Raw genomic sequence first — 22,526 nt, 5'->3', positions numbered from 1 at the left:
GGTGCGAATGAAAATTTATGTTGATGAGCGTGGATTTTTACATGCGGAGATGGCTGAGGGGCAGAAAATCGTAGGTGATTTTTTGTCTGGCGATGTTCAGGGGAGCGTTTATGCAGCCGATGAATACATAAATGCTTGTTTGTCTGTTGAAAATGGAGAGGTTGAAAAATGGGAGGGTACGGGGAATGCTCATACAGTGATCATTGAGAAGGGGGGGGTGGAGATATTCAATGAATATACTGAAGAGTCGTTGAGAATAATTGGTATAAAAACCTTTCGATCATACTTGGAAGGGTGGAGGAGGTATTTGCTTGAGGCGGGTGCGACCGGAAAATGATGCGGCTATGCTTTAATTCGAAGTCAGTTGGGTAATGGTCTTTGCGATGATCTGCGTGAAATATATCCAGACTTTGATTGAGCTGCGGCCTGGAACGTAACTTAATCGGCTGCGCGCGAGGTGTTGCTGGCTATCACATGTCGGAGGATGCGTCGTAGATATTTTCCACGCTGCAAAGAGGTATTTGCTAATGAGTAGAGTTCTATCCGAAACGCCGAATGTTGAGGCGCATAAACAAGATCTCAGGTCGTCTCTCGTTGCTGTCGGGCGCCAGGATCGCCTTGCTCGCTTTGGCGTTTGGTGCTGTGTTGGTCTTGCACATGATGAGTCGGTTTTTGAGTTCCTCGCAAAGCACGCGGAGGCTACAAATGTGCAGATTCGGCAACGCGTGGATGACTCCTTGGATCAAGTGTGGAACGGAAACGAAAGCTCCAATCCGCTAGCCGATCTAGAGCAAGTTGACTGGGACCCTGACGCAGTCGAAATGGATGACGATGCTGCTGTCCAGGGTGCGACTGATTTGCTAGCAGGGTTGTCTTTTTTGGCGAAATGGTGTGCTGAACACAATGTGGAACGGTTGGTTGCATGTGCCGAGATTCTGATAAACCGAATCGACTACTTGGAGAGTTTTGAGTTGATTGGAGGACATGTTGCGAATCCAGTCGATCATGAAATGAACGTGCAGAAGGATTTTTCTCGTGAACTCGTTGCAGGTACCTTGACAGATCGTGACAAGATGAAATATCACGAGTGGTTATTCAATCTTGGTTCTCCCTGAATCATAAATTCAAGGGGCAATCATAAAAACGGTTGGCGTGTTGATTTCCCGTAGTCAAATCGTAGTTCGGTCGAGGTCGTACCAACGCATTTCGAGTACGACGCATTCGGCCGGCGGATCCGGAAGCTCAGTGGCAGTTATCTCCCTCAAAAATCCAGAGATCGTTCAGCGGAGGCTGCTATGTTGGAAAGCAACGAAAAAATTGAATTTTCAGAAAGTGAAGCCCTCTCGATTCTTTGTGACCTTGAGTATTTGCTAATTTCTTTAAGAAATATTGGGGCATATTATCACGAACCTGGTAGGGAATTCGATGATAGGAATTTAGAATGCCGTGCGGAAACAACGAAATTTATTGATGAAAATAAAGTAACCAAAAAGATTGCGAAATTGAGGAAAATGATATCGGAAAGTTCGACTCCTCGCTGGGTGATGGTGATATGGACGACATTGAGAGGGCGGTGGAGAAGGTTAAGGTTTGGGAAAACCCTAGGGGCTAGTGTTGGTGTAACTTTGTTGAGAAGTTTTGAGTGATTCGTGATGCCCGATAAACTTGGAATTTACGTGATCGACGCGATCGAAGCGAGGGGCATTGCGGAAGAATGCCGTCGCAGGGGTTGGTTGGTTATTGTTTTACTCGAAAAAATAGCATCTAAAAATCAGTTTTTCGATGCGATTCGTGACAACTGCCCACTAGATCCGTCGTTGCAGAGTAATCGAAGCTGGGACGCATTGGCTGACTCACTTTGGTCTGGTTTGGATGAGGTGGATAACGAACGAATTGTAATATTCTGGCCTGATTCGGATCGAATGGCCGCGGCGGAACCAGATGCTTATGTTATCGCGACAGATATATTCGAAGATTTGTGCGTTTCGTTGGCTGATTCGAATGTGGCGGCATCTGGGGCGAAGACTTTGTTGATTTTTAAAATTAAAGACTAACTTGCGGCGTTTGCGGAGCTGGGGAAATTATCAGCTCATTAATGGCGTCGACGACCCGCCCGTGGGTCTTCGGCCGCCGACGGAGTACGGGAGAATGGAAAAAGCTAATAAAGTATCAGTCTGGGTCGGGAAGTTCACTGACGACGATGATCTTACAGACTACATCGAGAACGCCTACGACGAGAACGGTGACTCTTCCAATCAGTTTCGAGACGATACCGGAATTGATTGGATTGACGATGACTTCCGTGAGGCGGGCATGCTGCAACCGGATCTAAGCCTCCGAAATAATCTTGTAGGATTTTCTTGGATCGATAGTTTTGCGGACGTTCTGATTCCCGAGCTCGAAGCTATGCGCAGTGTTGATGATAATGGTCTGATCCTACTTTATAACTTCGAGTACGAGGACGCAGAAAATGCCCGTCTTGCCTCCCGCATGCGCTTCGTCGGGACGTTTGATTTTCAGAAGTAGACTTAGTGGTGTAGTTCAAAGCGGAGAGGTCGAAGTAAGCTTGCCGCTGGCAAGAATCTCGACGTCAGCATAGTGGATAAAACGGCTCGAGCTCGGTGAGCTATGTGATTGTCTTTTTGCTACTCACAAGCAGGGAAATATAATGGCAATGATGGTTTTCTTGTTTCGCTGGCATGTATCCCGGACGATGCTGGTCTAATTTTTGATGGGGTCTAAGTTGATCCGGCTCGAACAGTATTGTTCTGGTGGCGATGTTTGGGAAAATTTCTCTGATCTATTTGGGAAATATAGGGATTTTCCAGAGGTTCATGATCTTGCCAGAGATCTAAATTATCAACTTGATCTTGCTTATGCAATTTACTGGGTCGCTGGCCCAAATTCTGCCAGAAAGTGGATAAATTCGAATGTTCCGGCACTCGACAATCTTCGCCCCATTGATTGTGCTGGCAACCCGGAGCTGATTAAGCGTCTGCGCGAATTCCTAATACGCATGCCATCTTAAAGATGACGGCAATGGCTCCGTTGGTCTCGCGATAGAGGGGTTCGGGCTTGTCGCACGCACGCGGCGGCTATGCGCGACGCACAATCGCGGTCGAATCGTTTCAAATTGTCACGTTCCGATCAATCGTATTTCGAGGCAATCTGGCCGGCGTCGAATTGCCTACCGTTGGTGTCAACACGCGCAATAACCAGAAAGCTGACCAAGTCGCGTACCTATACCCGATGGCTAACGTGCGCTCAAATGCACACCAATGATGGTTTAATGGGTGATGTTCAACCGATGGTGATCGTGTGCCCGCAGCGCACGCGAACGGAAGTGCCACACGCACTGATCCTCTATCGAAGCATCGCTCCCATTGATTCACCAACAAAGGAGGAATCCGAACCATAAAAACGCCGCGGTAAACGAGCGCGGGCCGCAAGTGCTACCAACACTCACGACCCGCTAACCACAGCCAACTGAACAGGAGTTGCCCATGGCTAAGCCGAATCATAAAGCACGACCACCGAAGACGGAACGTTTCGTCACGATCCAGGAAATGTGGGGTACCCCGAAGACCATGGATCCGAGGCCGGAGACGTTTTATCCGTACATGAAGATTGGTGGAATGTGGCTGATCAACGATGCGTATTTTGTTCCGGGCCGCAAGGCGCGGATCGAGATTGAGCCGGGGAGGCTGATCATCACGCAGCTGTAAGCGCAACGCCGCGGGATGCGGCCGCGCTGCGCGACGTCGCGCAGCGCGCCGGACAGGGTAGAGCAGCCGCAAGCGGCAGCCGCCCAAAACCGCACATCACCAAGCGATATCGCAAGACGACCGCGACGTCCCCGCACCACCGGTAGCCGTGCATTTCGTCCCCGATCCGTTGTCGTAGAACGTCCGCGTCTCTGGTTGCGGCACCGAAGGATCGAACGGATTCGGCGCCCCGTGCGGACCGCGCGGCGCATCGTACGGCCGTTGCGGCGCATACGAGCCGCCACTTCCAGCCGGCCGGGAACCGTTCGCGCGCAGGTATTCGTTCCAGTTCTGCTCGCGCTGCTCATACCCGGGCACTGCGCGCCCAAAACTATCGCTCCCGCCCGCGCCAAGCGCGACACGGTTCGGAGCCGAGACGAAATCGGGTTCGTGTTTAAAAGAAGGCGGCGATGCCACGAGCGCATCGCTTGTCACCCGCACCGGCCGCGTATCCGGCGTATCGAACGGGCTCCGTTCGCCAGGCGCAGCGAATTGCACGCGTCGGCGACTCATCCGCGCCGCATGTCCATTATCCCGAGTGGCCGCATGCCGCTCTGAGCGAAACACATTGGCACCGGCCGACCGATCGGTCAGCGCATCGCGTCCCGAAGCATGGGAGGCAGAAACAGAAAGCGCGCATGCGATCGCGGCGGCGGAAGACAGGCGGATAGGGCAATTCATGGGCGATCAGAAGCAGGTGATGTGCATTGAACAAACGGCAGATCACTGGCTGGCGGGTGGGCGACGAGGGGGCGTCGAAGCGGCCCTGAGGACTGCGTGGCGCGGCGGGCGCGACTGGCAGGGGAGGCTGGCTGGATTGCAGAAGCGAGCCCGCATTATTTCACGAAAATATCAAAAACCTTTCTGATTTGTTGGTTCTGTTGGTAAACAGAAAGATTTACCGCCTCACCGACCGCCCCATCTTGGTGCTCGCCCCCGCGATCATCAGACGATTGATTTCCAGCGACCGAGCCCTCGATAGCCCGAAAAATACGAAACCGAGAACCGCCCATCGCAAAACCCAAGCCCAGCAAGGAACCAACCCCGATCCCCTACCGAATAGCAACCCGATTGCACCCAAAACAACCGCCCCAGCCTCCCGGAAGTTGCACCCCCATCGCCACCCGCCCATCTCAAAAACCTACGTGTTTTCCCTCAATCGACAGGCATTTTTGACAGACGATTGAAAAACGCCCATATAATTTCGGCTGCCTTGCCAATGGCTGTCGGACCATCCCTCCGAACCAGCGATTTGGCAAGCGGGGCAGGCGAAACGCTTGCGCAATGCAAGACGCATCACGATGTCTTTCCGAACCAGACGTCCCCTTCGGGGACTGCAAGAGCCGGGCCCCGCTACGCAACATTCCGCTGGAGTTCCGTCTTCTATGTGTCTCGGGCGTGTCCCCTGTCCTCGCCCCGGGTGCTGTTCGATTGCGCAAGTCATGCCGCCTTTGCCCGTATGACTAAACAACATCGAGGAGCTCCCAGATGACGCTGTCCCGTCTTACGTCCATTTCCGTCGCCGCCGTGCTGTTCGCCGCCGGCGCCGCCGCCGCGCAAGCGGAAACCGTGAAGATCGCCATCGCCGGTCCGATGAGCGGCTCGGTCGCCCAATACGGCGACATGGTGAAGGCCGGCGCGCTGACCGCGATCGAACAGATCAATGCAGCCGGCGGTGCGGGCGGCAACAAGTTCGAAGTCGTGCTGATGGACGACGCGTGCGAACCGAAGCAAGCCGTCGCCGTCGCCAACAAGATCGTCAGCCAGAAGATCAAGTACGTGATCGGCCACGTGTGCTCGGGTTCGACGATTCCGGCGTCGGACATCTACGAGAACGAAGGCATCGTGATGGTCACGCCGTCGGCCACCGCGCCGCAACTGACGGAAGGCAAGAAGCGCCACTTCATCTTCCGCACGATCGGCCGCGACGACCAGCAAGGCCCGGCCGCCGCGCACTACATCATCAACAACGTGAAGCCGAAGAAGGTCGCGGTCCTGCACGACAAGCAGTCGTACGGCCAGGGCATCGCGTCGTCGGTGAAGAAGGACCTCGAAGCCGCGAAGATCCCGGTCGTGCTGTTCGAAGGCGTCAACGCCGGCGATTCGGACTACTCGGCGATCATCACGAAGCTGAAGTCGCAAGGCGTCGATTTCGTCTATTTCGGCGGCTACCACCCGGAAATGGGCCTGCTGATGCGCCAGGCGCGCGAGCAGGGCGTGAAGGCGACGTTCATGGGGCCTGAAGGCGTGGGCAACAAGGACGTGACGGCCATCGCCGGCCCGGCTTCGGAAGGCATGCTCGTGACGCTGCCGGCCGACTTCTCGGCCGATCCGGCCAACGCGGCGCTCGTGAAGGCGTTCGCGGACAAGAAGCGCGACGCGAACGGCCCGTTCCAGATGCCGGCGTACGCAGCGGTGAAGATCATCGCCGACTCGATCGCGGGCGCGAAGACGACCGACCCGACGAAGGTCGCCGCGTACATGCACAAGACGACGTTCGACACGCCGATCGGCAAGGTCGCGTATGACGCACAGGGCGACCTGAAGGCGTTCAAGTTCGTCGTCTACACGTGGCACAAGGACGCGACGAAGACCGCCGCCAAGTAATACGGAGTACCCGCCCGCGCACCCGCCCTGTCCGAAACCCGGACGGGGCGGGTGCGTATTGGTCGCGCCTCTGACCCGTGCGCGCCAAAGGGCGGCCCGAGACGACACCGTGCGTTGCGCGCGGCCGACCGCCGTGATCCGGCGGCGGCACGCGACGCAATGCCAACGGGAGCTTCCCGCACATGACTGACTTCTTTCCTCAATTCGCCCAGCAGCTGGTCAACGGCCTGACGCTGGGTGCGATCTATGCGTTGATCGCCATCGGCTATTCGATGGTCTACGGCATCATCGGCATGATCAACTTCGCCCACGGCGAGATCTACATGATCGGCGCGTACGTGGGCCTCGTGACCCTCACGGCGATCGGCATCTCCGCCGGCTATCCGCTGCCGCTCGTGCTCGGCGCCGCGCTGATCGTGTCGGTGATCGTCACCGGCCTGTACGGCTTCGCGGTCGAGCGCGTCGCGTATCGTCCGCTGCGCGGCGGCCCGCGCCTCGTGCCGCTGATCTCCGCGATCGGCATGTCGATCTTCCTGCAGAACTACGTGCAGATCGGCCAGGGCGCGCGCGACGTGTCCGTGCCCGTGCTGATCTCCGGCGCGTTCGAGATCCATCTTGGCGGCGACTTCGACGTGACGATTCCGTATGCGCGCCTGTTGATCGTCTGCGTGACGCTGGTGCTGATGATCGCGCTCACGCTGTTCATCTCGCATTCCCGGATGGGCCGGGCGTGCCGCGCGTGCGCCGAGGACATGAAGATGGCGAACCTGCTCGGTATCGACACGAACCGCGTGATCTCGTTCACGTTCGTGCTCGGCGCGATGCTGGCGGCCGTCGGCGGCGTGCTGATCGGGCTGACGATCGGCAAGCTGAATCCGTATATCGGCTTCGTCGCGGGCATCAAGGCGTTCACCGCCGCGGTGCTCGGCGGGATCGGCAGCATCCCGGGCGCGATGCTCGGCGGCGTGCTGCTGGGTCTGGCCGAAACCTTCGCCGCAGGCTACATGCCGGCCGAGTACAAGGACGTGGTTGCGTTCGGCCTGCTCGTGCTGATCCTGCTCTTCCGCCCGACCGGCCTGCTCGGCAAGTCGGACATCGAAAAGGTTTGAGGGAGACGCAGATGAGTCAAGTCATTTCCGTTCGCCGCCCGGCCGCCGACGCATCGATCGGCCAGGCGTTGAAAAATGCGGTGGCCGCCGCGATCCTGACGGCGATCCTCACGATTCCGGTGCTCGGGCTGCAACTGAAGCTCGATGGTTACCAGGTGGTGCTGACGCCGCACTGGCGCCCGGTATGGATCGCGGTCGCGGCCGTGTTCCTGTTCCAGTTGTTCAAGCCGTGGCTCGTGCGCGCGAAATCGGCGGTGAAGCTGCCGGCGATGCCCGCGATGGGCGCGCGGCAGCAGCGCGCGATCATCTGGGTGCTGCTCGCCGTTGGCCTCGTGTGGCCGTTCTTCGGCTCGCGCGGCGCGGTGGACGTCGCGACGCTCGCGCTGATCTACGTGATCCTCGGCCTCGGGCTGAACATCGTGGTCGGGTTCGCGGGGCTGCTGGATCTCGGCTATGTCGGCTTCTATGCGGTCGGTGGCTATACGTACGCGATGCTGAACCAGTATTTCGGATTGTCGTTCTGGGCGTGCCTGCCGATCGCGGCGATCGCCGCGGCGACGTTCGGCTTCCTGCTCGGCTTCCCGGTGCTGCGCCTGCGCGGCGACTATCTGGCGATCGTCACGCTCGGCTTCGGCGAAATCATCCGCCTGCTCGCGAACAACCTGACGAGCCTCACCGGCGGTCCGGACGGCATCTCGAGCATTCCGAAGCCGACGGTGTTCGGCTTCGAGATGGCGCGCTCGGCGAGCGTCGAAGGCGCGAAGACCTTCCATGAACTGATCGGGCTGGAATACAGCGGCGAGCACATGGTGATCTTCCTGTACCTGATCGCGCTGGTGCTGGTCGGCTTCACGCTGTTCGTGACGAGCCGCCTGATCCGCATGCCGATGGGCCGCGCGTGGGAAGCGCTGCGCGACGACGAGATCGCATGCCGGTCGCTGGGACTGAACCCGACGCGGATCAAGCTGTCGGCGTTCACGCTCGGCGCGGCGTTCGCGGGGATCGGCGGCGCGTTCTTCGCGGCGCGTCAGGGCCTCGTGAATCCCGAATCGTTCACCTTCATCGAATCGGCGCTGATCCTCGCGATCGTCGTGCTCGGCGGGATGGGCTCGCAGCTCGGCGTGATTCTCGCGGCGATCCTGCTGACCGTGCTGCCGGAAGTCGCGCGCGGGTTCGCCGAATACCGGATGCTGATCTTCGGTCTCGTGATGGTGTTGATGATGATGTGGCGTCCGCAGGGCCTCTTGCCCGCGAGCCGTCCCCACGTGGAGCTGCCGCAATGAGCGCGAATACGGAACTGTTGAAGGTCGCCGGGCTGCAGATGCGCTTCGGCGGGTTGCTCGCGGTGGACGGCATCGATTTCGACGTGCGCCGCGACGAGGTGTTCGCGATCATCGGGCCGAACGGCGCGGGCAAGACCACTGTGTTCAACTGCGTCGGCGGCTTCTACAAGCCGACCGGCGGCGACGTCGTGCTCGACGGTCACGCGATCGCGGGCCTGCCGAGCCATCAGATCGCGTTGAAGGGCCTGGTGCGCACGTTCCAGAACATCCGCCTGTTCAAGTCGCTGACCGTCGTCGAGAACCTGCTCGTCGCGCAGCATCGCAAGGTGAAGGCCGGGTTGCTGCACGGCCTGTTCGCGACGCCTGCGTATCGTCATGCCGAGAAGGAAGCGCTCGAACGCGCGGCCGTGTGGCTCGACCGGATGGGGCTGACGGCGGTCGCCAACCGGCCGGCCGGCACGCTGTCGTACGGGCATCAGCGGCGTCTGGAGATCGCGCGCTGCATGATCACCGAGCCGCGCCTGCTGATGCTCGACGAGCCGGCGGCCGGCCTCAACCCGCAGGAAAAGATCGAGCTGCAGCACCTGATCGACACGCTTCGCCGCGAGTTCGGCGTATCGGTGCTGCTGATCGAACACGACATGAGCCTCGTGATGGGCGTGTCCGACCGCATCCTCGTGATGGAGCACGGCCGGCCGATCGTGATCGGCACACCGGAGGCGGTCCGCAACGACCCGCGCGTGATCAAGGCGTATCTGGGGGAAGAGTGATGCTGAAGCTGGAACAGGTCCATACGCACTACGGCGCGGTCGAGGCGCTCGCGGGCGTGTCGATCGAGGTGAACAAGGGCGAGATCGTCACGCTGATCGGCAGCAACGGCGCCGGCAAGACGACGCTGATGATGACGGTATGCGGCACGCCGCGCGCGTCGTCGGGCCGCGTGCTGTTCGAGGGCAACGACATCACCGCGATGTCGACGCACCAGATCATGCGGCAGGGGATGGCGATCTCGCCGGAAGGGCGGCGCGTGTTTCCGAGCCTCACGGTGCTCGAGAACCTGAAGATGGGCGGCTTCTTCGCGAGCCGTCACGAGATCGACGACGGCATCGAGCACGTGTTCAAGCTGTTTCCGCGCCTGAAGGAACGCGCGGCGCAGCGCGCCGGCACGATGTCGGGCGGCGAGCAGCAGATGCTGGCGATCGGCCGTGCGCTGATGAGCAAGCCGCGGTTGCTGCTGCTCGACGAACCCACGCTCGGCCTCGCGCCGCTCGTGATCGCGCAGATCTTCGACATCATCCGGACGATCCGCGACGAAGGCGTCACGGTGTTCCTCGTCGAACAGAACGCGAACAAGGCGCTCGGCGTGGCCGATCGCGGCTACGTGCTCGAAACGGGGCGCGTGGTGCTGGCCGACACGGGCGCGAACCTGCTCGCGAACGACCGGATCAAGCAGGCGTATCTCGGCGGTTGATCGACGGGACGCCGCCGGCCTGCAACGGGCCGGCGGCGCAGCCGTCGTCTTGCAGGGAACATGTGGCCGGATTGGCTTCGTTCGCTGCAAATTCGGCTACATGGGCCCAAACGCGGATCGAACGAAAGCGGCGGGGTTGCCCGACCCGCTTACGCATGCAACGCCAGCCCTTTCACCGCCTTGTCGACGGCCTTCTTCGGCCCGTGCAACGCCAGGCCGACCAGATCGGGATTGTCCGCATCCTCGGCGCGAAACGCTTCGCGGTTGGCCGTATCGTGCCCGGTCGAGAACATCGCGCGCACGTAGGGCACGATCGTCAGTTCGCGCGACAGCGCCTGCCGGTGCGCGGCCTGCAACCCGTTCAGGTCCGCCGCGAACACCATCATCGGCTGGCCGAGCATCCGGCCATAGCGGCGCCCCGCGGCATCCTCGTAAGGCTCGCCGAGTGCGTCCGGCGCACCGGCCGCGACACCCGTCGCGAGAAACGCGACCACGTTGAGTTTCTGCCACGCGGCGAGATCGTCGCGCACGATCAGCGCTACTTTGGTATCGAACATGCTTGCTCCTGGTTGGAGCGCTCATGATCGGACGTCGTGCGCGATCAGTCTGGAACGTTTGTGCAGAGTTGCCGGTATGCGGCCGGCGTGATCCGGTACGCGCGGCGGAACCAGCGGCCGAGGTGGCTCTGGTCCGCGAAACCGACGTCGGCGGCCGCCTGCGCGGGCGTGCGGCCGGCGGCCAGCAGCCTGCGCGCGGCGCGCAGCCGCAAGCGCACGAGGTACGCGTGCGGCGACGTGCCGAACGCGCGCTGGAACATCCGCGTGAGCCGGAACCGGTCGACGCCGGCGACGCTCGCGAGTTCGTCGAGGCCGATGTTGTCGTCCATGTGTTCGTGCAGCAGGTCGCGCACGCGGACGATCGCGGGCGGCACGACGCCGCTTTCCAGCGCGGGCGGGCGGCCTAGCTGGCTGCCGAGCCGCATCAGCAGGCGGTCGAGCGTCTGGTCGCGCGCGAGCCGGCCTTCGTTGTCGTGGAGCGCGAAGAACGCATTCCGGATCGCGTCGACGAGGCCGCGATCGTCGACGAGCGTATGGCCGAACGTGGCTTCGACGCTGCCCAGGCCCGGCAGGTCGAGCCGGCGCGCGGCGCGCTCGACCCACGCTTGCGGCAGGTACAGCATCCCGTACGTGAAGCCGCCGGCTTCGGGCGCGTGGCCGTCGTGCATCGCGCCCGGCTCGATCAGGATCGCGCGGCCCGGCACGCTCGTATGCAGCGAACGATGGCACTGGAAGCGCTGCACGCCCTGTTCGGTGAAGCCGACGAGCATGTCGTCGTGATCGTGCGCATCGTACGCATGGCCGTTGAAATGCGCGTGCAGGCTTTCGATGCCGGTCTCCGCGTCGCGACGCGCGACGAGCCAGTGGTCGGTCGTGCCGGCGGCCTTGGCGTCTGTCGTCATCGGGGGCCTCGACCGTCGTCGCGGCGTGACGCAACGGGGTTGCAGGTGGCGGAACAGAGAGGGCGGGTGCGGTTCATGATTCGCTCACCGTCGCCTGTTCGTCGCGCGCATATTGCGCGGGCGGCCGGCCGACGTGCCGCGCGAACGCGACGCTGAAGGTGCTTGCCGAGCTGTAGCCGACGCGCGCCGCGATTTCGGCGATGCGGCCTTCGTTGCGGCGGAGCAGATCCTTCGCGAGCGCCATGCGCCACGTCAGCAGGTATTCCATCGGCGCGACGCCGACCGCGCGGCTGAAGCGTTCGAAGAACGTGGAGCGCGACAGCGCGGCTTCCTTCGCGAGTTCGACGATCGTCCACGGGTGCGCGGGGCATTCGTGCATCCGCCGGAGCGCGGCGGCGAGGCGACTGTCGGCGAGCCCGCGCACGAGCCCGGGCGACGCGTGCGTGCCGGTCGTGAACCGCATCGCCTCGATCAGCAGCACTTCCAGCAGACGCGCCAGCACGATCTCGCGGGCCGGCCGTTGCGCGCGCGATTCGTCGCGCACCAGTTGCACGAGGGTAGTCAGCCGCGGCTCGCCGCGTACGTGCACGAAGCGCGGCAGCAGCGACACCAGCAGTGCCGCATCGGGCGAACCGAAGCTGCAGTTGCCGGCCATCATCCGCGTGTCGACCGGGTTCGCGGGGTCGCCGATCCGGTATTCGCCGGGCTCGATCATGACGGGCGGCGCGGTCTCGACACCCGGCGGCGGCGGTTCGAGGCTCGACATCGCGACGCCGTAGGCGGCCGGAATCAGCATGAAATCGCCGGCCAGCAACTCGATCGGCGCGTGCCCGTCGATCGCGATCCGGCAGCCGCCGTCGAGGACCGCGCAATAGAACGGCTCGCCGGCGACCGTGCGGTTGATCGCCCACGGGCTCGCGCCGCGCACGTACTTCGCGTACCGCGCGCCCGGTTGCAGCAGCGTCACGACTTCGGTCAGCGGGTCGATCATCGCCGGACTCTCGCAAAAGAAAAGCGGATTGTCGATTGTAGCGAATACGGCGCCGGCCCTCTATCGTACGAACACATGCTCAACACACCCGAGGAGTTCGCATGAAAACCGTATTGATTACCGGCTGTTCTTCCGGCTTCGGCCTCGAAATCGCCCGCTATTTTCTCGCGCGCGACTGGCAGGTCGTCGCGACGATGCGCACGCCGAGCGACGACGTGCTGCCGCCGGCGGAGCGCCTGCGCGTGCTGCCGCTCGACGTGACGAACGCGGACAGCATTCGCGCCGCGGTCGACGCTGCCGGCCCGATCGACGTGCTCGTCAACAACGCGGGCTTCGGCGCGGCCGCGCCGGCCGAACTCACGCCGCTTGACACGGTGCGCGCGCTGTTCGACACCAACACGATCGGCACGATCGCGGTGACGCAGGCCGTGCTGCCGCAGTTTCGCGCGCGCGGCGCCGGCGTGGTCGTGAACGTCACGTCGAGCGTGACGCTGAAGGCGCTGCCGCTGGTCAGCGCGTACCGGGCGAGCAAGGCGGCGGTCAACGCCTATACCGAATCGATGGCGGTCGAACTCGAGCCATTCGGCGTGCGCACGCATCTCGTGCTGCCGGGCCGCGCGCCCGATACGCGTTTCGCGGACAACGCACGGGGCAACATGCACGGCTTCGAGCACGAAGCGTATGCGGACTTCGTCGGCAAGGCCGTCGCGCGAATGCTCGATGCGTCGGGGCCGATCACCCATGCGCAGGACGTCGCCGAAGCCGTGTGGCGCGCGGCGACCGATCCGTCGAGCCCGATGCGCATTCCGGCTGGCGCCGACGCACAAGCGTGGGCGGCGGAAGCGGGTTGAACGATCGGAACCCGTCGCGCCGGCAGGTTGAGCCGGTGCGACGGACCGAGTGAGGCGGTGAAGAACGTTAAAGCGCGCGCGTGATCGCCTGCTCCAGCAGCGACAGGCCGAGGTCGATCTCGTCTTCGCTGACGGTCAGCGGCGGTGCGATCCGGAACACGCCGCCCATGCCGGGCAACTGCACGATGTTCATGCTGAGCCCGAGCTTCATGCACTCGCGCGTGATCTTCGCGCCGAGGCCGTCCGCCGGCTCCTTCGTGCGGCGATCCTTGACGATCTCGACGCCGAGCAGCAGCCCGCGCCCGCGCACGTCGCCGATGCAGTCGAAGCGCTCCATCAGGTCGAGCAGCCCGCGCCGCAGCCGCTCGCCCATCGTGTTCGCGCGCGCGACGAGACCGTCGCGCTGCACGACGTCGAGCACGCGCAGGCCGACGGCGGCCGGCAGCGGGTCGGACACGTGCGTCGTGTAGAACAGGTAGCCGAGCTCGTGCGCGCGTTCCTCGATGGCCGCGGACGTGACCATCGCCGCGAGCGGCAGCCCGGCGCCGAGCGTCTTCGACAGCGTCAGGATGTCGGGTGTCACGCCGTCGCGCTGGCACGCGAACATCGTGCCGGTGCGGCCGACGCCCGTTTGCGCTTCGTCGAGGATCAGCAGCATCCCGCGTGCGTCGCACTTGCGCTTGAGCGCGGCCATATAGCCTTCCGGCAGCTCGATGATCCCGCCCGAACTGAGAATCGGCTCCGCGATGAACGCGGCGAGGTTGCCGCTCGACTGACGGTCGATCAGGTCGAACGCGTAGTCGAGTTCGGCGAGCGGGTCGTACGCGCCGTTGCGCTCGAAGCGCGGCCGGTACGCGAACGGCGCCGGAATCGCGAACGAGCCGACCGACGCCGGTCCGACGCCCTTGCGGCCGGCGCTGTACGTGGCCGACGCGGCGGCGCCCGTCATCCCGTGCCACGACTGCGCGAAGCCGACGATCTCGTACTTGCCGGTGACGAGCTTCGCCATCCGGATCGCCGCCTCGTTCGATTCCGCGCCGGTGCTGAGCAGCAGTGCGCGGTCGAGTCCGGCGGGCGTGATATCGGCGAGGCGCGTCGCGAGATCGACGACCGGCCGCGACAGCATCCCGCTGAACAGGTGATCGAGCTTGCCCGCGTATTCGCCGATCACGGACACGATCTCCGGATGGCTGTGGCCGAGTACCGCGCTCATCTGGCCCGACGTGAAATCGAGGATCGCGCGGCCGTCGGCGTCGTACACGAAGCTGCCTTTCGCGCGCTCGACGATCATCGGCTCGAACGTGCCGCCGTAGCGGACCAGATGCTGCCTGGCGTTGCGCCAGAAGGTTGCGTCGTCGTTCAGGGACATGGGCGTCTCCGGGCAAAAGGGCAGGGATCGCTTGCAGTCTAGGCGCGCGTCTGGTTTGATGGAAACGAATAGTTCTAATGCAAGCTAGAAAAGGGGCTAATACCTTGGCGCTTTCGCTCGAAATCGACCTGCTGCGCTCGTTCGTCGTGATCGCCGAGGTGCGCGCGTTGAGCCGCGCGGCCGCGCGCGTCGGCCGCACGCAATCCGCGCTCAGCCAGCAGATGAAGCGGCTCGAGGAGGCGGTCGACCAGCCGCTGTTCCAGCGCACCGGCCGCGGCGTCGTGCTCACGCATCCGGGCGAGCGGCTGCTCGTGCATGCGCAGCGCATCCTGCGGCTGCACGACGAGGCGATGGCCGATCTGTGCGGCACGGGGCTGTCGGGGACGATCCGGTTCGGCTGCCCGGACGATTACGCGCAAGTGTGGCTGCCGTCGCTGCTGCGGCAGTTTTCGAGCCAGCATCCGCAGGCGATCGTCGAAGTGGTCTGCGGGCCGACGCCGCGGCTCGTCGAACAGCTGGAGAAGCGCGCGGTCGATCTGGCGATGATTTCCGTGCCGGACGACGGTGCGACCGGCGACATCATTCGCCGCGAGCAACTGGTCTGGATCGGCTATCCGGGGCTCGATCCCGCGCATTTCGATCCGCTGCCGCTGGCGCTGTCCGATCGCGATACGCTCGATCACGTTGCCGCGTGCGACGCGTTGAACCGCGCCGGCCGCGACTATCGCGTCGCGTATGCGAGCAGCAGCCTCGCCGGGCTGATCGCGCTGGTGCGTTCGGGGCAGGCGTTCGCGGTGATGACACAGACGGCCGTGCCGGCCGACGTCGCGATCGTCAACGGCGATCCGCATTTGCCGCCGTTGCCGGCGGTGGGCATTACGCTGCGGTTCGACCGGAAGCGACCGTCGCACCTGACCGCCGCATTCGCCGACCATATCCGGCAAACGCTGCCATTGCTTTGACGGTCGACGCGGATCAGTCGACCATCGACGAGGCCGACATCTGCGTGCGGCCACGCGTCTGCGCGGCCGCATCGCGCACGCGGATTGCCGCCTGCATGCCCGATAGCTTCAGTTCGGTTTCCTGATATTCGTTGCCCGGCTCGGACTCGGCGACGATGCCGCAGCCCGCGAACAGCGCCGAGCGCGATCGTCGTCGGCCGTCGCCTCAAGCACGGCTCAACCGCCGCGCGGCCAGCAATGCGACGGCGAGCAGCACCGCGACATACGCGGCGACGCTCGTCCACGCGCCGCGTTGCCAGAATGTGCCGCCGACCGAGCCGAGCACGCTCGACCCGACATAGTAGGCGAGCAGATACAGCGACGCCGCATGCCCTTTCGCGGCGCCCGCGAGCGCGCCGACCCAGCCGCTCGCGACCGAGTGCGCGACGAAGAAGCCGATCGTCACGAGCACGATGCCGACGACGATCGCGACGAGCGAGTGCGACAGCGTCAGCGCGAGGCCCGCCGCGAACACGACGATGCCGCTGACGAGGACCGGCGCCCGCCCGAGACGATCGGCGAGCGCGCCGGCGCTCGACGACGACACCATCCCGAACAGATAGGCCCCGAAGATCAGCCCGCAGGCGGTCGGGCTCAGGTTGAACGGCGCCGCCATGAGCCGGAACCCGGCGTAGTTGTAGATCGTCACGAACGCGCCCATCACGAGGAAGCCGATCGCGAACACGAACGGCAGGCGTGCGTGACGCAATTGCGCGTGCCACAGCCGCAGGTGGTGACGCAGCGTCAGGTCGGTGCGCTTCACGAAGCGTCGCGACGCCGGCAGCAGCATCACGAACGCGAGCGCCGCGAGCAGATCGACGACGCCGATCGACAGCATCGCCGTGCGCCACGAGAAGTGCTCCTCGAGCGCGCTCATCCCGATCCGTCCGATCATGCCGCCGAACGCGGTGCCGCCGACATAGAGCCCCATCGAGAAGCCGAGCCCGTCCGCGGCGATTTCTTCCGCGAGATAGGCCATCGCCACCGCCGGCACGCCGCCCAGCGCGAAGCCTTCGAGCGCACGGCAGACGAGCAGCAGGTGCCAGTTCGGCGACAGCGCGGCGAGCAGATTGAACAGCGCGGCCAGCGTCATCGACACGAACATCAGCCCGCGCCGCCCGACCCGTTCGGACAGCGCGCCGGCGCACAGGATCGACACCGCGAGCATGCCCGTCGACAGCGATAGCGACAGCGAACTCGACGCCGCGCCGACGTTGAATTCGCGGGCGAACGCGGGAAGCAGCGGCTGCACGCAGTACAGCAGCGAGAAGGTAGAAAAGCCGGCGAGGAACAGCGCGAACGCGATGCGCTTGTACGCGGCCGAGCGCGGGGACACGCCGGCCGGCAGCGCATCGGGCGCGGACGGTTGTGTACCGGGCATGGAGCGGGAAATCGAAGCGGAGGACATGAGGGCACTCGATGTGCGACGGAATACACGAATTCTTGCGCACGGTCATGTATATGTCCAATATATGAAATGAACCGCAGCAATATGTTTTAACACTGGCTCACGCGCCAACCCGACTCACCCCGCGAGGTCACGTCACGCATGGAACTCCGGCATCTCCGCTACTTTCTGGCCGTCGCGGCCGCATCGAATTTCACGAAGGCCGCCGAAACGCTCGGCATCGGCCAGCCGCCATTGAGCCAGCAGATCAAGGCGCTGGAGAACGAGCTCGGCGTGGAGCTGTTCAAGCGGACCGCGCGCGGCGCCGAGCTGACGCTGGCGGGCGAGGTTTTCGCGGAAGAGGCGCGACGCGTGCTCGACGATGCCGAGCGCGCGGCACGGGCGGCGAGACGCGCCGCGCGCGGGGAAACCGGCCATTTGCGGGTTGGCTTCACCGGGACGGCCGCGTTCAATCCGAAGGTGTCGGATCTGATTCGCCGCTTTCGCGAGGCGTTTCCGGATGCGGAACTGACGTTGCAGGAAGCGACGTCGGGTGTGCTGCTGGAGGCGCTGGAGGCCGGGCGCCTCGACGTCGCGATCGTGCGGCCCGAGCGCCGCGTGGCCGCGACGCTGCGGGTAGCCGACTGGGACGAGGAGCCGATGTTCGTCGCGCTGCCCGTCGCGCATCGGCTGGCGCAGCGCCGGCGCATCGAGCTGGCGGAGCTGGCCGACGAGTCGTTCGTGCAGGTGCCGCGCGCGGCCGGCGGCGCGCTGTTCGACGATATCGTCGCCGCGTGCAAGGCCGCCGGGTTCGAGCCGCGCATGGCGCAACCGGCGCCGCAGATCGCGTCCGCGGTGACGCTGGTGGCGGCGGGCCTCGGCGTGTCGGTCGTGCCGAAGGCAATTACGCAGGTGCAGGTTCCCGGGGTCGTATACCGGCCGTTCGCGGGCAACCGGTTTCGCGCGAGGCTGGCCATTGCGTCGCGCTGCGACGAGCCGTCCGCGGTGGTGCGGAATTTTCTGCTGCTCGCGTAGCGGGCAACAAAAAACCCGCGAAGCCATCTGCTGTCGCGGGTTTCTGAAATGCGGGAATGCGAGGAAAGCGCATCTGGTGCCGACGGCGAGACTCGAACTCGCACAGCTTTCGCCACTACCCCCTCAAGATAGCGTGTCTACCAATTTCACCACGTCGGCACTGCAAGGGGCGCAATTCTAACGTCACATTTCGCATTTGTGAAGGGGGGATGACAAGGTCGTGTACGGGCACCTCGTCGATCCCGGTAGAATTCGTCCGATCGACCCGACGGGTCCCCGCAACCGCCTCCCGTTTTCTCCCCGTGACCCACACCCTCGAACAACTGCAGGCCGGCCAACTGTCGGGCGCGCGGCAACTGAAGCTCGCGTGCGGACTGACCGAATTTCCGCGCGAGATCTTCGATCTGGCCGACACGCTCGAAGTGCTCGACCTGACCGGCAATGCGCTGTCCGCGTTGCCCGACGATCTGCCGCGGCTGCATCGCCTGCGCATCCTGTTCGCGTCGGGCAACCGCTTCACCGCGTTCCCCGACGTGCTCGGCGCGTGCGAACGACTCGACATGATCGGCTTCAAGGCGAACCGGATCCGCACGGTGCCGCGCGGCGCGCTGCCGCGTGCGCTGCGCTGGCTGATCCTGACCGACAATGCGATCGACGAACTGCCGGCCGACATCGGCGACTGCGCGCGGTTGCAGAAGCTCATGCTGGCCGGCAATCGGCTGCGGGCGCTGCCCGCGGAAATGGCCGCATGCCGCGCGCTGGAGCTGGTGCGCCTGTCGGCGAACCGGCTGCCCGCGTTGCCCGACTGGCTGCTGCGCCTGCCGCGTCTCGCGTGGCTCGCCGTGGCCGGCAACCCGTTCGGCGCGGCGCCGGAGGCCGCGGCGTCCGCCGGGCCGGACGTCGCGGAGATCGACTGGGCCGCGCTGTCATGTGAACGGAAACTGGGCGAGGGCGCGTCGGGTGTCATTTATCGCGCGCAATGGCGGGCGGACGGCCATCCGCCGCGGACGGTCGCGCTCAAGCTGTTCAAGGGCGCGGTGACGAGCGACGGCCTGCCCGATTGCGAAATGGCCGCATGCCTGCATGCCGGCCGTCACCCGCACCTGATCCCGGTGATCGGCAAGGTGCGCGGGCATCCGGACGGCACGCACGGCCTCGTGATGGAGCAGGTCGATCCCGCGCTGACGAACCTCGCCGGGCCACCGAGCTTCGCGTCCTGCACGCGCGACGTCTATGTCGCCGATACCAAATTCGATCCGGCGCACGCGTTGCGGATCGCGCACGGCATCGCGTCGGTCGCCGCCCATCTGCATGCGCGCGGCATCATGCATGGCGACCTGTATGCGCACAACATCCTGCACGACGGCGCAGGCGGCGCGTTGCTCGGCGATTTCGGGGCGGCGTCGCTGTACGACGTGAACGAGCGCACGCGCGGTGCGAGGTTCGAGCGGCTCGAAGTGCGCGCGTTCGGCTATCTGCTCGGCGAATTGCTCGAGCGCTGCGAACCGCACGCCGGCGCGCTCGATGCGCTGGCGGCGGCGTGCATGAACGAGGACGTCGACGCGCGGCCGTCGTTCGACGAGATCACGGCCGCGCTGGCCGCTCGCATGGGCTGATGGGGGCGGCTTACGCCTGCCGCGCGGTCAGCAGCTTGATGCCGAGCCCGACGAACAGCAACCCGCTCGCACGCTTGAGCGCGCGCACCGCGCGGCTCATGCCGACGCCGCGATGCAGGCGGCGCACGCCGGCCGAATAGACGCTGTGAACGACCACGACCGTGCACGCGATCGTCGCGTACATCACGACGAACTGCAGCGCGAGCGGGCGATCGTGCACGACGAACTGCGGCATGAACGCGGACAGGAAGATCATCGTCTTCGGATTGCTGCCCGACACGAACAGCGCTTCGCGGAACAGCTTCCGGCGATCGGGCACGGCGAGTTCCGCCGCGCCGCTCGATGCGACGCCGGCCTGGCGGTCGCCGCGCAACTGCCGGACCCCCAGAACCATCAGGTACGCTGCGCCGATCACCTTCATCGCGACGAACAGCGGCGGCATCGCCGCCAGCACCGCGCCGACGCCGAGCGCGACCAGCAGCACGACCACGCCCTGCGCGACGAGGTTGCCGGCGATCGTCGCGGCGGTGCCGTGCGCGCCGTAGCGCACCGTGTTGCGAATCACGAGCAGCACGTTGGGGCCCGGCGACAGCGTCGTGGCGAGATAGGCTGCGGCAAACAGCATCCAGGTCTGAATGGACATGCGGCGCTCCGAAAGGCGGTTCCGGCGGTCGGGATGAAGCGATGATCGCACGCCAATAATGGCGCGGACCGCTACCGCCGGAACCGTGCGGTAGCGGCGCGTCAGCGCGCGTCGCGCATGCAGTACGCGGGAATCGACGGCGGCGTATCGATGGCGGCAGGCCGCGTCATCCACGCGATCCACGCGGCCCATAATCCGCAGGCGATCAGTACCGCGACGTTCAGCGGGGTCCGGTAGCGGACGATCAGGTCGGCCAGCGGCAGGCGGTTTTTCATGTGCCTCTCCTTCGGTCGTGAGGTCGGCGGCGTTACTGACCGGCGTAGGTCGGCGCCTTCGCGTCGCAGGTCACGGACACGGTCGAGCCGTCCGCGAAATGCAGCCGGAGCGGCACCTTCGTGCCGGGCGCGACGGCCTGGCGCGGTTCCTCCAGCATCACGTGATAGCTCTTCGGCTTGAACGTCAGCGTGCCGTGCGCCGGCACGACGACCGAGTCGACGTGCACCATCTTCGCGGTGCTGCCGCTCGTCTGCGTTTCATGCACCATCGCCATCCCGTAGGCGGGCGTGTCGATACCGGTCAGCGTCGCGGGCGCGTCGCCGCCGTTCTTCAGCGTGAAGTAGCCGGACGACGGCACCGTCGCCGGCATCGTGCGGATCCAGCACGCATCGGCCTGGATGGCCGGCGCGGCGAAGGTGGCGGACGCGTGCAGCGCCAGCGCGATGAGCAGGGCAGTCGGAAGAGGGCGTTTCATCATTTGTTCTCCTTATCGGGTGCGATGCCGACGGCATCGATGCGAATGCGGTCGGCACGGGGCGCCGATGCGCATTCCCGGCGTGACGTGCGTTACTTCAGCGTGAATGCATAGCGGCCGTGCGTGCGATGGCCGTCGCTGGCCACCGCGATCCACGCGACGGTATAGGCGCCGGGCTTCAGGCTCGCCAGTGCGACGTGCATCCGCTTCCGGTTGCCGGCGTCGACGGCCGACTTCCCGTCGACGACCGATTGCCCTTGGCTGTCGGTCACGGCGATCGAGCTGAACGCGGGCTCGAGCGCTTCGCCGAAATCGATCGTGACCGCGTGCGGCGCGCTCGACAGCGTGGCGTTGGGCGCCGGGTCCTGCATTTTCGGGAGCGCGTGCGCATGCGCGGCGTGGAGGGCGACGAAGCCGAGTGCGGCGAGTGCGCCGCGAACGAAAGTAGCGGTTTTCATGGCTGGGTGTGCGAGTAACGAATCGGATGGAAAAAGACGGATTCGACGGACGGCTGCGCGAGCGGCATCGATGTCGGCGGCGCTTAGCGCGGACGTGCGAGGGCGCGCATTCGCATGCGGGCGAATGCAGGCACGGCAATCCGAACCGGTGGCGGCCAACCGCGCACCCGGCACGACGCCGCGCGCAGCAGGGTGAGACATGATCGTCCTTCGAAACGTGACACGTCGGGCACGCGGGCGGCGTGCGCGGGCGACGCGATGCACGACGGCATCACGCGCAATGGCGACGGATCAGGACGTGAACGGCGGCGCGCGCGGTTGCGCGGCCGTGAGCGGCAGCGCGCGGCGCAGGCTTTCGAAGCGGGTTGCCGCGCGATGCTCGATCGCGTGCACGCGGGCCGCGAACGTCAGTTCGGGAGCGGGTAGCGCGGGCGTATGGGCAAGCAGGCTGCAGTAGCCGCATGCCTGCAGATGGGCCTGCAGGCTTTTCGTCGACGCATCGGCGGAGCGGTCGCCGGCGGCCGGCGCGGCCGAACAGTAGCCGGCCAGCAGCGCGTCGATGCGCCCCTGCGTGGTCAGCGCCTGCGAGATTGTCGGCGCGAGCGCCGTCATCAGGATGGCGAACATCCCGATCAGACTGCCGATCTTCCGGAGGCGACGACTCAGCATGCGATGCACGGCGGCGGGTGGACTGACGATGCGGGCGATTATGCCACGCACGTCGGTTCGCC

General features: G+C 64.4%; 26 protein-coding genes, 1 tRNA gene and 1 pseudogene. 16 read left to right on the top strand and 12 right to left on the bottom strand.

The features are described from left to right. Window positions 1-7: 7 nt before the first annotated feature. The 12 genes from HWX76_RS22055 (at window position 8) to HWX76_RS21995 (ending at window position 10,234) form a co-directional block, all read left to right on the top strand. A complete protein-coding gene (locus tag HWX76_RS22055; protein ID WP_080334172.1) occupies window positions 8-337 on the top strand; it encodes a hypothetical protein in 330 nt (109 codons plus the stop codon). Window positions 338-527: 190 nt separating this feature from the next. Then, a complete protein-coding gene (locus HWX76_RS22050; RefSeq protein ID WP_176016336.1) occupies window positions 528-1,115 on the top strand; it encodes a hypothetical protein in 588 nt (195 codons plus the stop codon). A 180-nt stretch (window positions 1,116-1,295) separates the two neighbouring features. Then, window positions 1,296-1,646 (top strand): hypothetical protein, encoded by a 351-nt coding sequence (locus HWX76_RS22045; RefSeq protein ID WP_200891620.1) that lies wholly within the window; start codon window positions 1,296-1,298, stop codon window positions 1,644-1,646. Window positions 1,647-1,652: 6 nt separating this feature from the next. Further along, window positions 1,653-2,054 carry a barstar family protein gene (locus tag HWX76_RS22040; protein ID WP_080334173.1) on the top strand — a complete coding sequence of 134 codons (402 nt, stop codon included), beginning with the start codon at window positions 1,653-1,655 and terminating at the stop codon, window positions 2,052-2,054. Window positions 2,055-2,148: 94 nt separating this feature from the next. Continuing rightward, the gene (locus HWX76_RS22035; RefSeq protein WP_050012346.1) at window positions 2,149-2,526 is read left to right on the top strand and encodes an immunity 22 family protein; all 378 of its coding nucleotides are present in this window, start codon (window positions 2,149-2,151) and stop codon (window positions 2,524-2,526) included. Window positions 2,527-3,503: 977 nt separating this feature from the next. Next, a complete protein-coding gene (locus tag HWX76_RS22025; RefSeq protein ID WP_050012347.1) occupies window positions 3,504-3,725 on the top strand; it encodes a hypothetical protein in 222 nt (73 codons plus the stop codon). 718 nt (window positions 3,726-4,443) lie between these two features. Beyond that, the gene (locus HWX76_RS22020; protein ID WP_124631614.1) at window positions 4,444-4,632 is read left to right on the top strand and encodes a hypothetical protein; all 189 of its coding nucleotides are present in this window, start codon (window positions 4,444-4,446) and stop codon (window positions 4,630-4,632) included. 620 nt (window positions 4,633-5,252) lie between these two features. Next, window positions 5,253-6,371, top strand: a complete 1,119-nt coding sequence (locus HWX76_RS22015; RefSeq protein ID WP_050012348.1) for a branched-chain amino acid ABC transporter substrate-binding protein — start codon at window positions 5,253-5,255, stop codon at window positions 6,369-6,371. A gap of 182 nt (window positions 6,372-6,553) precedes the next feature. After that, window positions 6,554-7,480, top strand: a complete 927-nt coding sequence (gene livH, locus HWX76_RS22010; RefSeq protein WP_006749488.1) for a high-affinity branched-chain amino acid ABC transporter permease LivH — start codon at window positions 6,554-6,556, stop codon at window positions 7,478-7,480. A gap of 11 nt (window positions 7,481-7,491) precedes the next feature. Next, complete coding sequence (locus HWX76_RS22005) at window positions 7,492-8,763, top strand: high-affinity branched-chain amino acid ABC transporter permease LivM (protein WP_089489614.1); 1,272 nt, start codon at window positions 7,492-7,494, stop codon at window positions 8,761-8,763. Beyond that, window positions 8,760-9,533 carry a high-affinity branched-chain amino acid ABC transporter ATP-binding protein LivG gene (gene livG, locus HWX76_RS22000; protein WP_089489613.1) on the top strand — a complete coding sequence of 258 codons (774 nt, stop codon included), beginning with the start codon at window positions 8,760-8,762 and terminating at the stop codon, window positions 9,531-9,533. Before HWX76_RS22005 ends, livG begins: the two co-directional genes overlap by 4 nt. Continuing rightward, the gene (locus HWX76_RS21995) at window positions 9,533-10,234 is read left to right on the top strand and encodes an ABC transporter ATP-binding protein (RefSeq protein WP_006484776.1); all 702 of its coding nucleotides are present in this window, start codon (window positions 9,533-9,535) and stop codon (window positions 10,232-10,234) included. The genes livG and HWX76_RS21995 overlap by 1 nt, the downstream gene beginning before the upstream one ends. Window positions 10,235-10,383: 149 nt before the next feature. Here HWX76_RS21995 and HWX76_RS21990 read toward each other — a convergent pair whose 3' ends face one another. The 3 genes from HWX76_RS21990 to HWX76_RS21980 all read right to left on the bottom strand — a co-directional run bounded on the left by HWX76_RS21990 (window position 10,384) and on the right by HWX76_RS21980 (window position 12,684). Continuing rightward, a complete protein-coding gene (locus HWX76_RS21990) occupies window positions 10,384-10,791 on the bottom strand; it encodes a DUF2000 domain-containing protein (protein WP_176016334.1) in 408 nt (135 codons plus the stop codon). A 44-nt stretch (window positions 10,792-10,835) separates the two neighbouring features. Further along, on the bottom strand, window positions 10,836-11,693 hold the full coding sequence (locus HWX76_RS21985; RefSeq protein ID WP_124631613.1) for an AraC family transcriptional regulator: 858 nt from the start codon (window positions 11,691-11,693) through the stop codon (window positions 10,836-10,838). A 73-nt stretch (window positions 11,694-11,766) separates the two neighbouring features. Further along, window positions 11,767-12,684, bottom strand: coding sequence for an AraC family transcriptional regulator (locus HWX76_RS21980; RefSeq protein WP_050012353.1), 918 nt, complete (start codon window positions 12,682-12,684; stop codon window positions 11,767-11,769). A 101-nt stretch (window positions 12,685-12,785) separates the two neighbouring features. Between HWX76_RS21980 and HWX76_RS21975 the strand changes: the two genes are divergently transcribed. Continuing rightward, window positions 12,786-13,535 carry an SDR family oxidoreductase gene (locus tag HWX76_RS21975; RefSeq protein WP_050012354.1) on the top strand — a complete coding sequence of 250 codons (750 nt, stop codon included), beginning with the start codon at window positions 12,786-12,788 and terminating at the stop codon, window positions 13,533-13,535. Window positions 13,536-13,602: 67 nt separating this feature from the next. Here the strand turns inward: HWX76_RS21975 and HWX76_RS21970 are convergent, their stop codons facing one another. After that, complete coding sequence (locus tag HWX76_RS21970) at window positions 13,603-14,904, bottom strand: aspartate aminotransferase family protein (RefSeq protein ID WP_050012355.1); 1,302 nt, start codon at window positions 14,902-14,904, stop codon at window positions 13,603-13,605. Window positions 14,905-14,981: 77 nt separating this feature from the next. Between HWX76_RS21970 and HWX76_RS21965 the strand changes: the two genes are divergently transcribed. Continuing rightward, entirely contained in the window at window positions 14,982-15,866 is an 885-nt protein-coding gene (locus HWX76_RS21965) for a LysR family transcriptional regulator (protein WP_050012356.1), read from the top strand. A 13-nt stretch (window positions 15,867-15,879) separates the two neighbouring features. Here the strand turns inward: HWX76_RS21965 and HWX76_RS21960 are convergent. Both HWX76_RS21960 and HWX76_RS21955 read right to left on the bottom strand, forming a co-directional pair. Next, window positions 15,880-16,041: pseudogene (locus HWX76_RS21960) on the bottom strand (salicylate biosynthesis isochorismate synthase); the annotation flags it as partial. Between the two features lie 30 nt (window positions 16,042-16,071). Continuing rightward, window positions 16,072-17,313 (bottom strand): MFS transporter, encoded by a 1,242-nt coding sequence (locus HWX76_RS21955; protein ID WP_089489601.1) that lies wholly within the window; start codon window positions 17,311-17,313, stop codon window positions 16,072-16,074. Between the two features lie 141 nt (window positions 17,314-17,454). On the opposite strand from HWX76_RS21955, the gene HWX76_RS21950 reads away from it, so the two are divergent. Next, window positions 17,455-18,327, top strand: a complete 873-nt coding sequence (locus HWX76_RS21950) for a LysR family transcriptional regulator (RefSeq protein ID WP_050012372.1) — start codon at window positions 17,455-17,457, stop codon at window positions 18,325-18,327. Between the two features lie 74 nt (window positions 18,328-18,401). Here HWX76_RS21950 and HWX76_RS21945 read toward each other — a convergent pair. Continuing rightward, a tRNA-Leu gene (locus tag HWX76_RS21945) sits at window positions 18,402-18,486 on the bottom strand. 143 nt (window positions 18,487-18,629) lie between these two features. Between HWX76_RS21945 and HWX76_RS21940 the strand changes: the two genes are divergently transcribed. Then, window positions 18,630-19,943 (top strand): leucine-rich repeat-containing protein kinase family protein, encoded by a 1,314-nt coding sequence (locus tag HWX76_RS21940; RefSeq protein ID WP_176016333.1) that lies wholly within the window; start codon window positions 18,630-18,632, stop codon window positions 19,941-19,943. 10 nt (window positions 19,944-19,953) lie between these two features. Here the strand turns inward: HWX76_RS21940 and HWX76_RS21935 are convergent, their stop codons facing one another. The 5 genes from HWX76_RS21935 to HWX76_RS21915 all read right to left on the bottom strand — a co-directional run bounded on the left by HWX76_RS21935 (window position 19,954) and on the right by HWX76_RS21915 (window position 22,464). Then, window positions 19,954-20,586 carry a LysE family translocator gene (locus HWX76_RS21935; protein WP_124639157.1) on the bottom strand — a complete coding sequence of 211 codons (633 nt, stop codon included), beginning with the start codon at window positions 20,584-20,586 and terminating at the stop codon, window positions 19,954-19,956. Between the two features lie 101 nt (window positions 20,587-20,687). Further along, entirely contained in the window at window positions 20,688-20,861 is a 174-nt protein-coding gene (locus tag HWX76_RS21930; protein ID WP_165948044.1) for a hypothetical protein, read from the bottom strand. A gap of 32 nt (window positions 20,862-20,893) precedes the next feature. Further along, window positions 20,894-21,337: a copper chaperone PCu(A)C gene (locus HWX76_RS21925; RefSeq protein WP_050012450.1), complete on the bottom strand. Its 444-nt coding sequence runs from the start codon at window positions 21,335-21,337 to the stop codon at window positions 20,894-20,896. Window positions 21,338-21,429: 92 nt separating this feature from the next. Then, the gene (locus HWX76_RS21920) at window positions 21,430-21,795 is read right to left on the bottom strand and encodes a copper resistance CopC family protein (RefSeq protein ID WP_050012375.1); all 366 of its coding nucleotides are present in this window, start codon (window positions 21,793-21,795) and stop codon (window positions 21,430-21,432) included. Between the two features lie 291 nt (window positions 21,796-22,086). Next, window positions 22,087-22,464, bottom strand: a complete 378-nt coding sequence (locus tag HWX76_RS21915; RefSeq protein ID WP_124594976.1) for a DUF2946 domain-containing protein — start codon at window positions 22,462-22,464, stop codon at window positions 22,087-22,089. Window positions 22,465-22,526 lie beyond the last annotated feature (62 nt).

The organism is Burkholderia sp. BCC0398 (assembly GCF_902833245.1).
GTDB classification, from domain to species: Bacteria; Pseudomonadota; Gammaproteobacteria; order Burkholderiales; family Burkholderiaceae; genus Burkholderia; species Burkholderia sola.
This window is presented reverse-complemented; position numbering and strand designations above follow the sequence as displayed.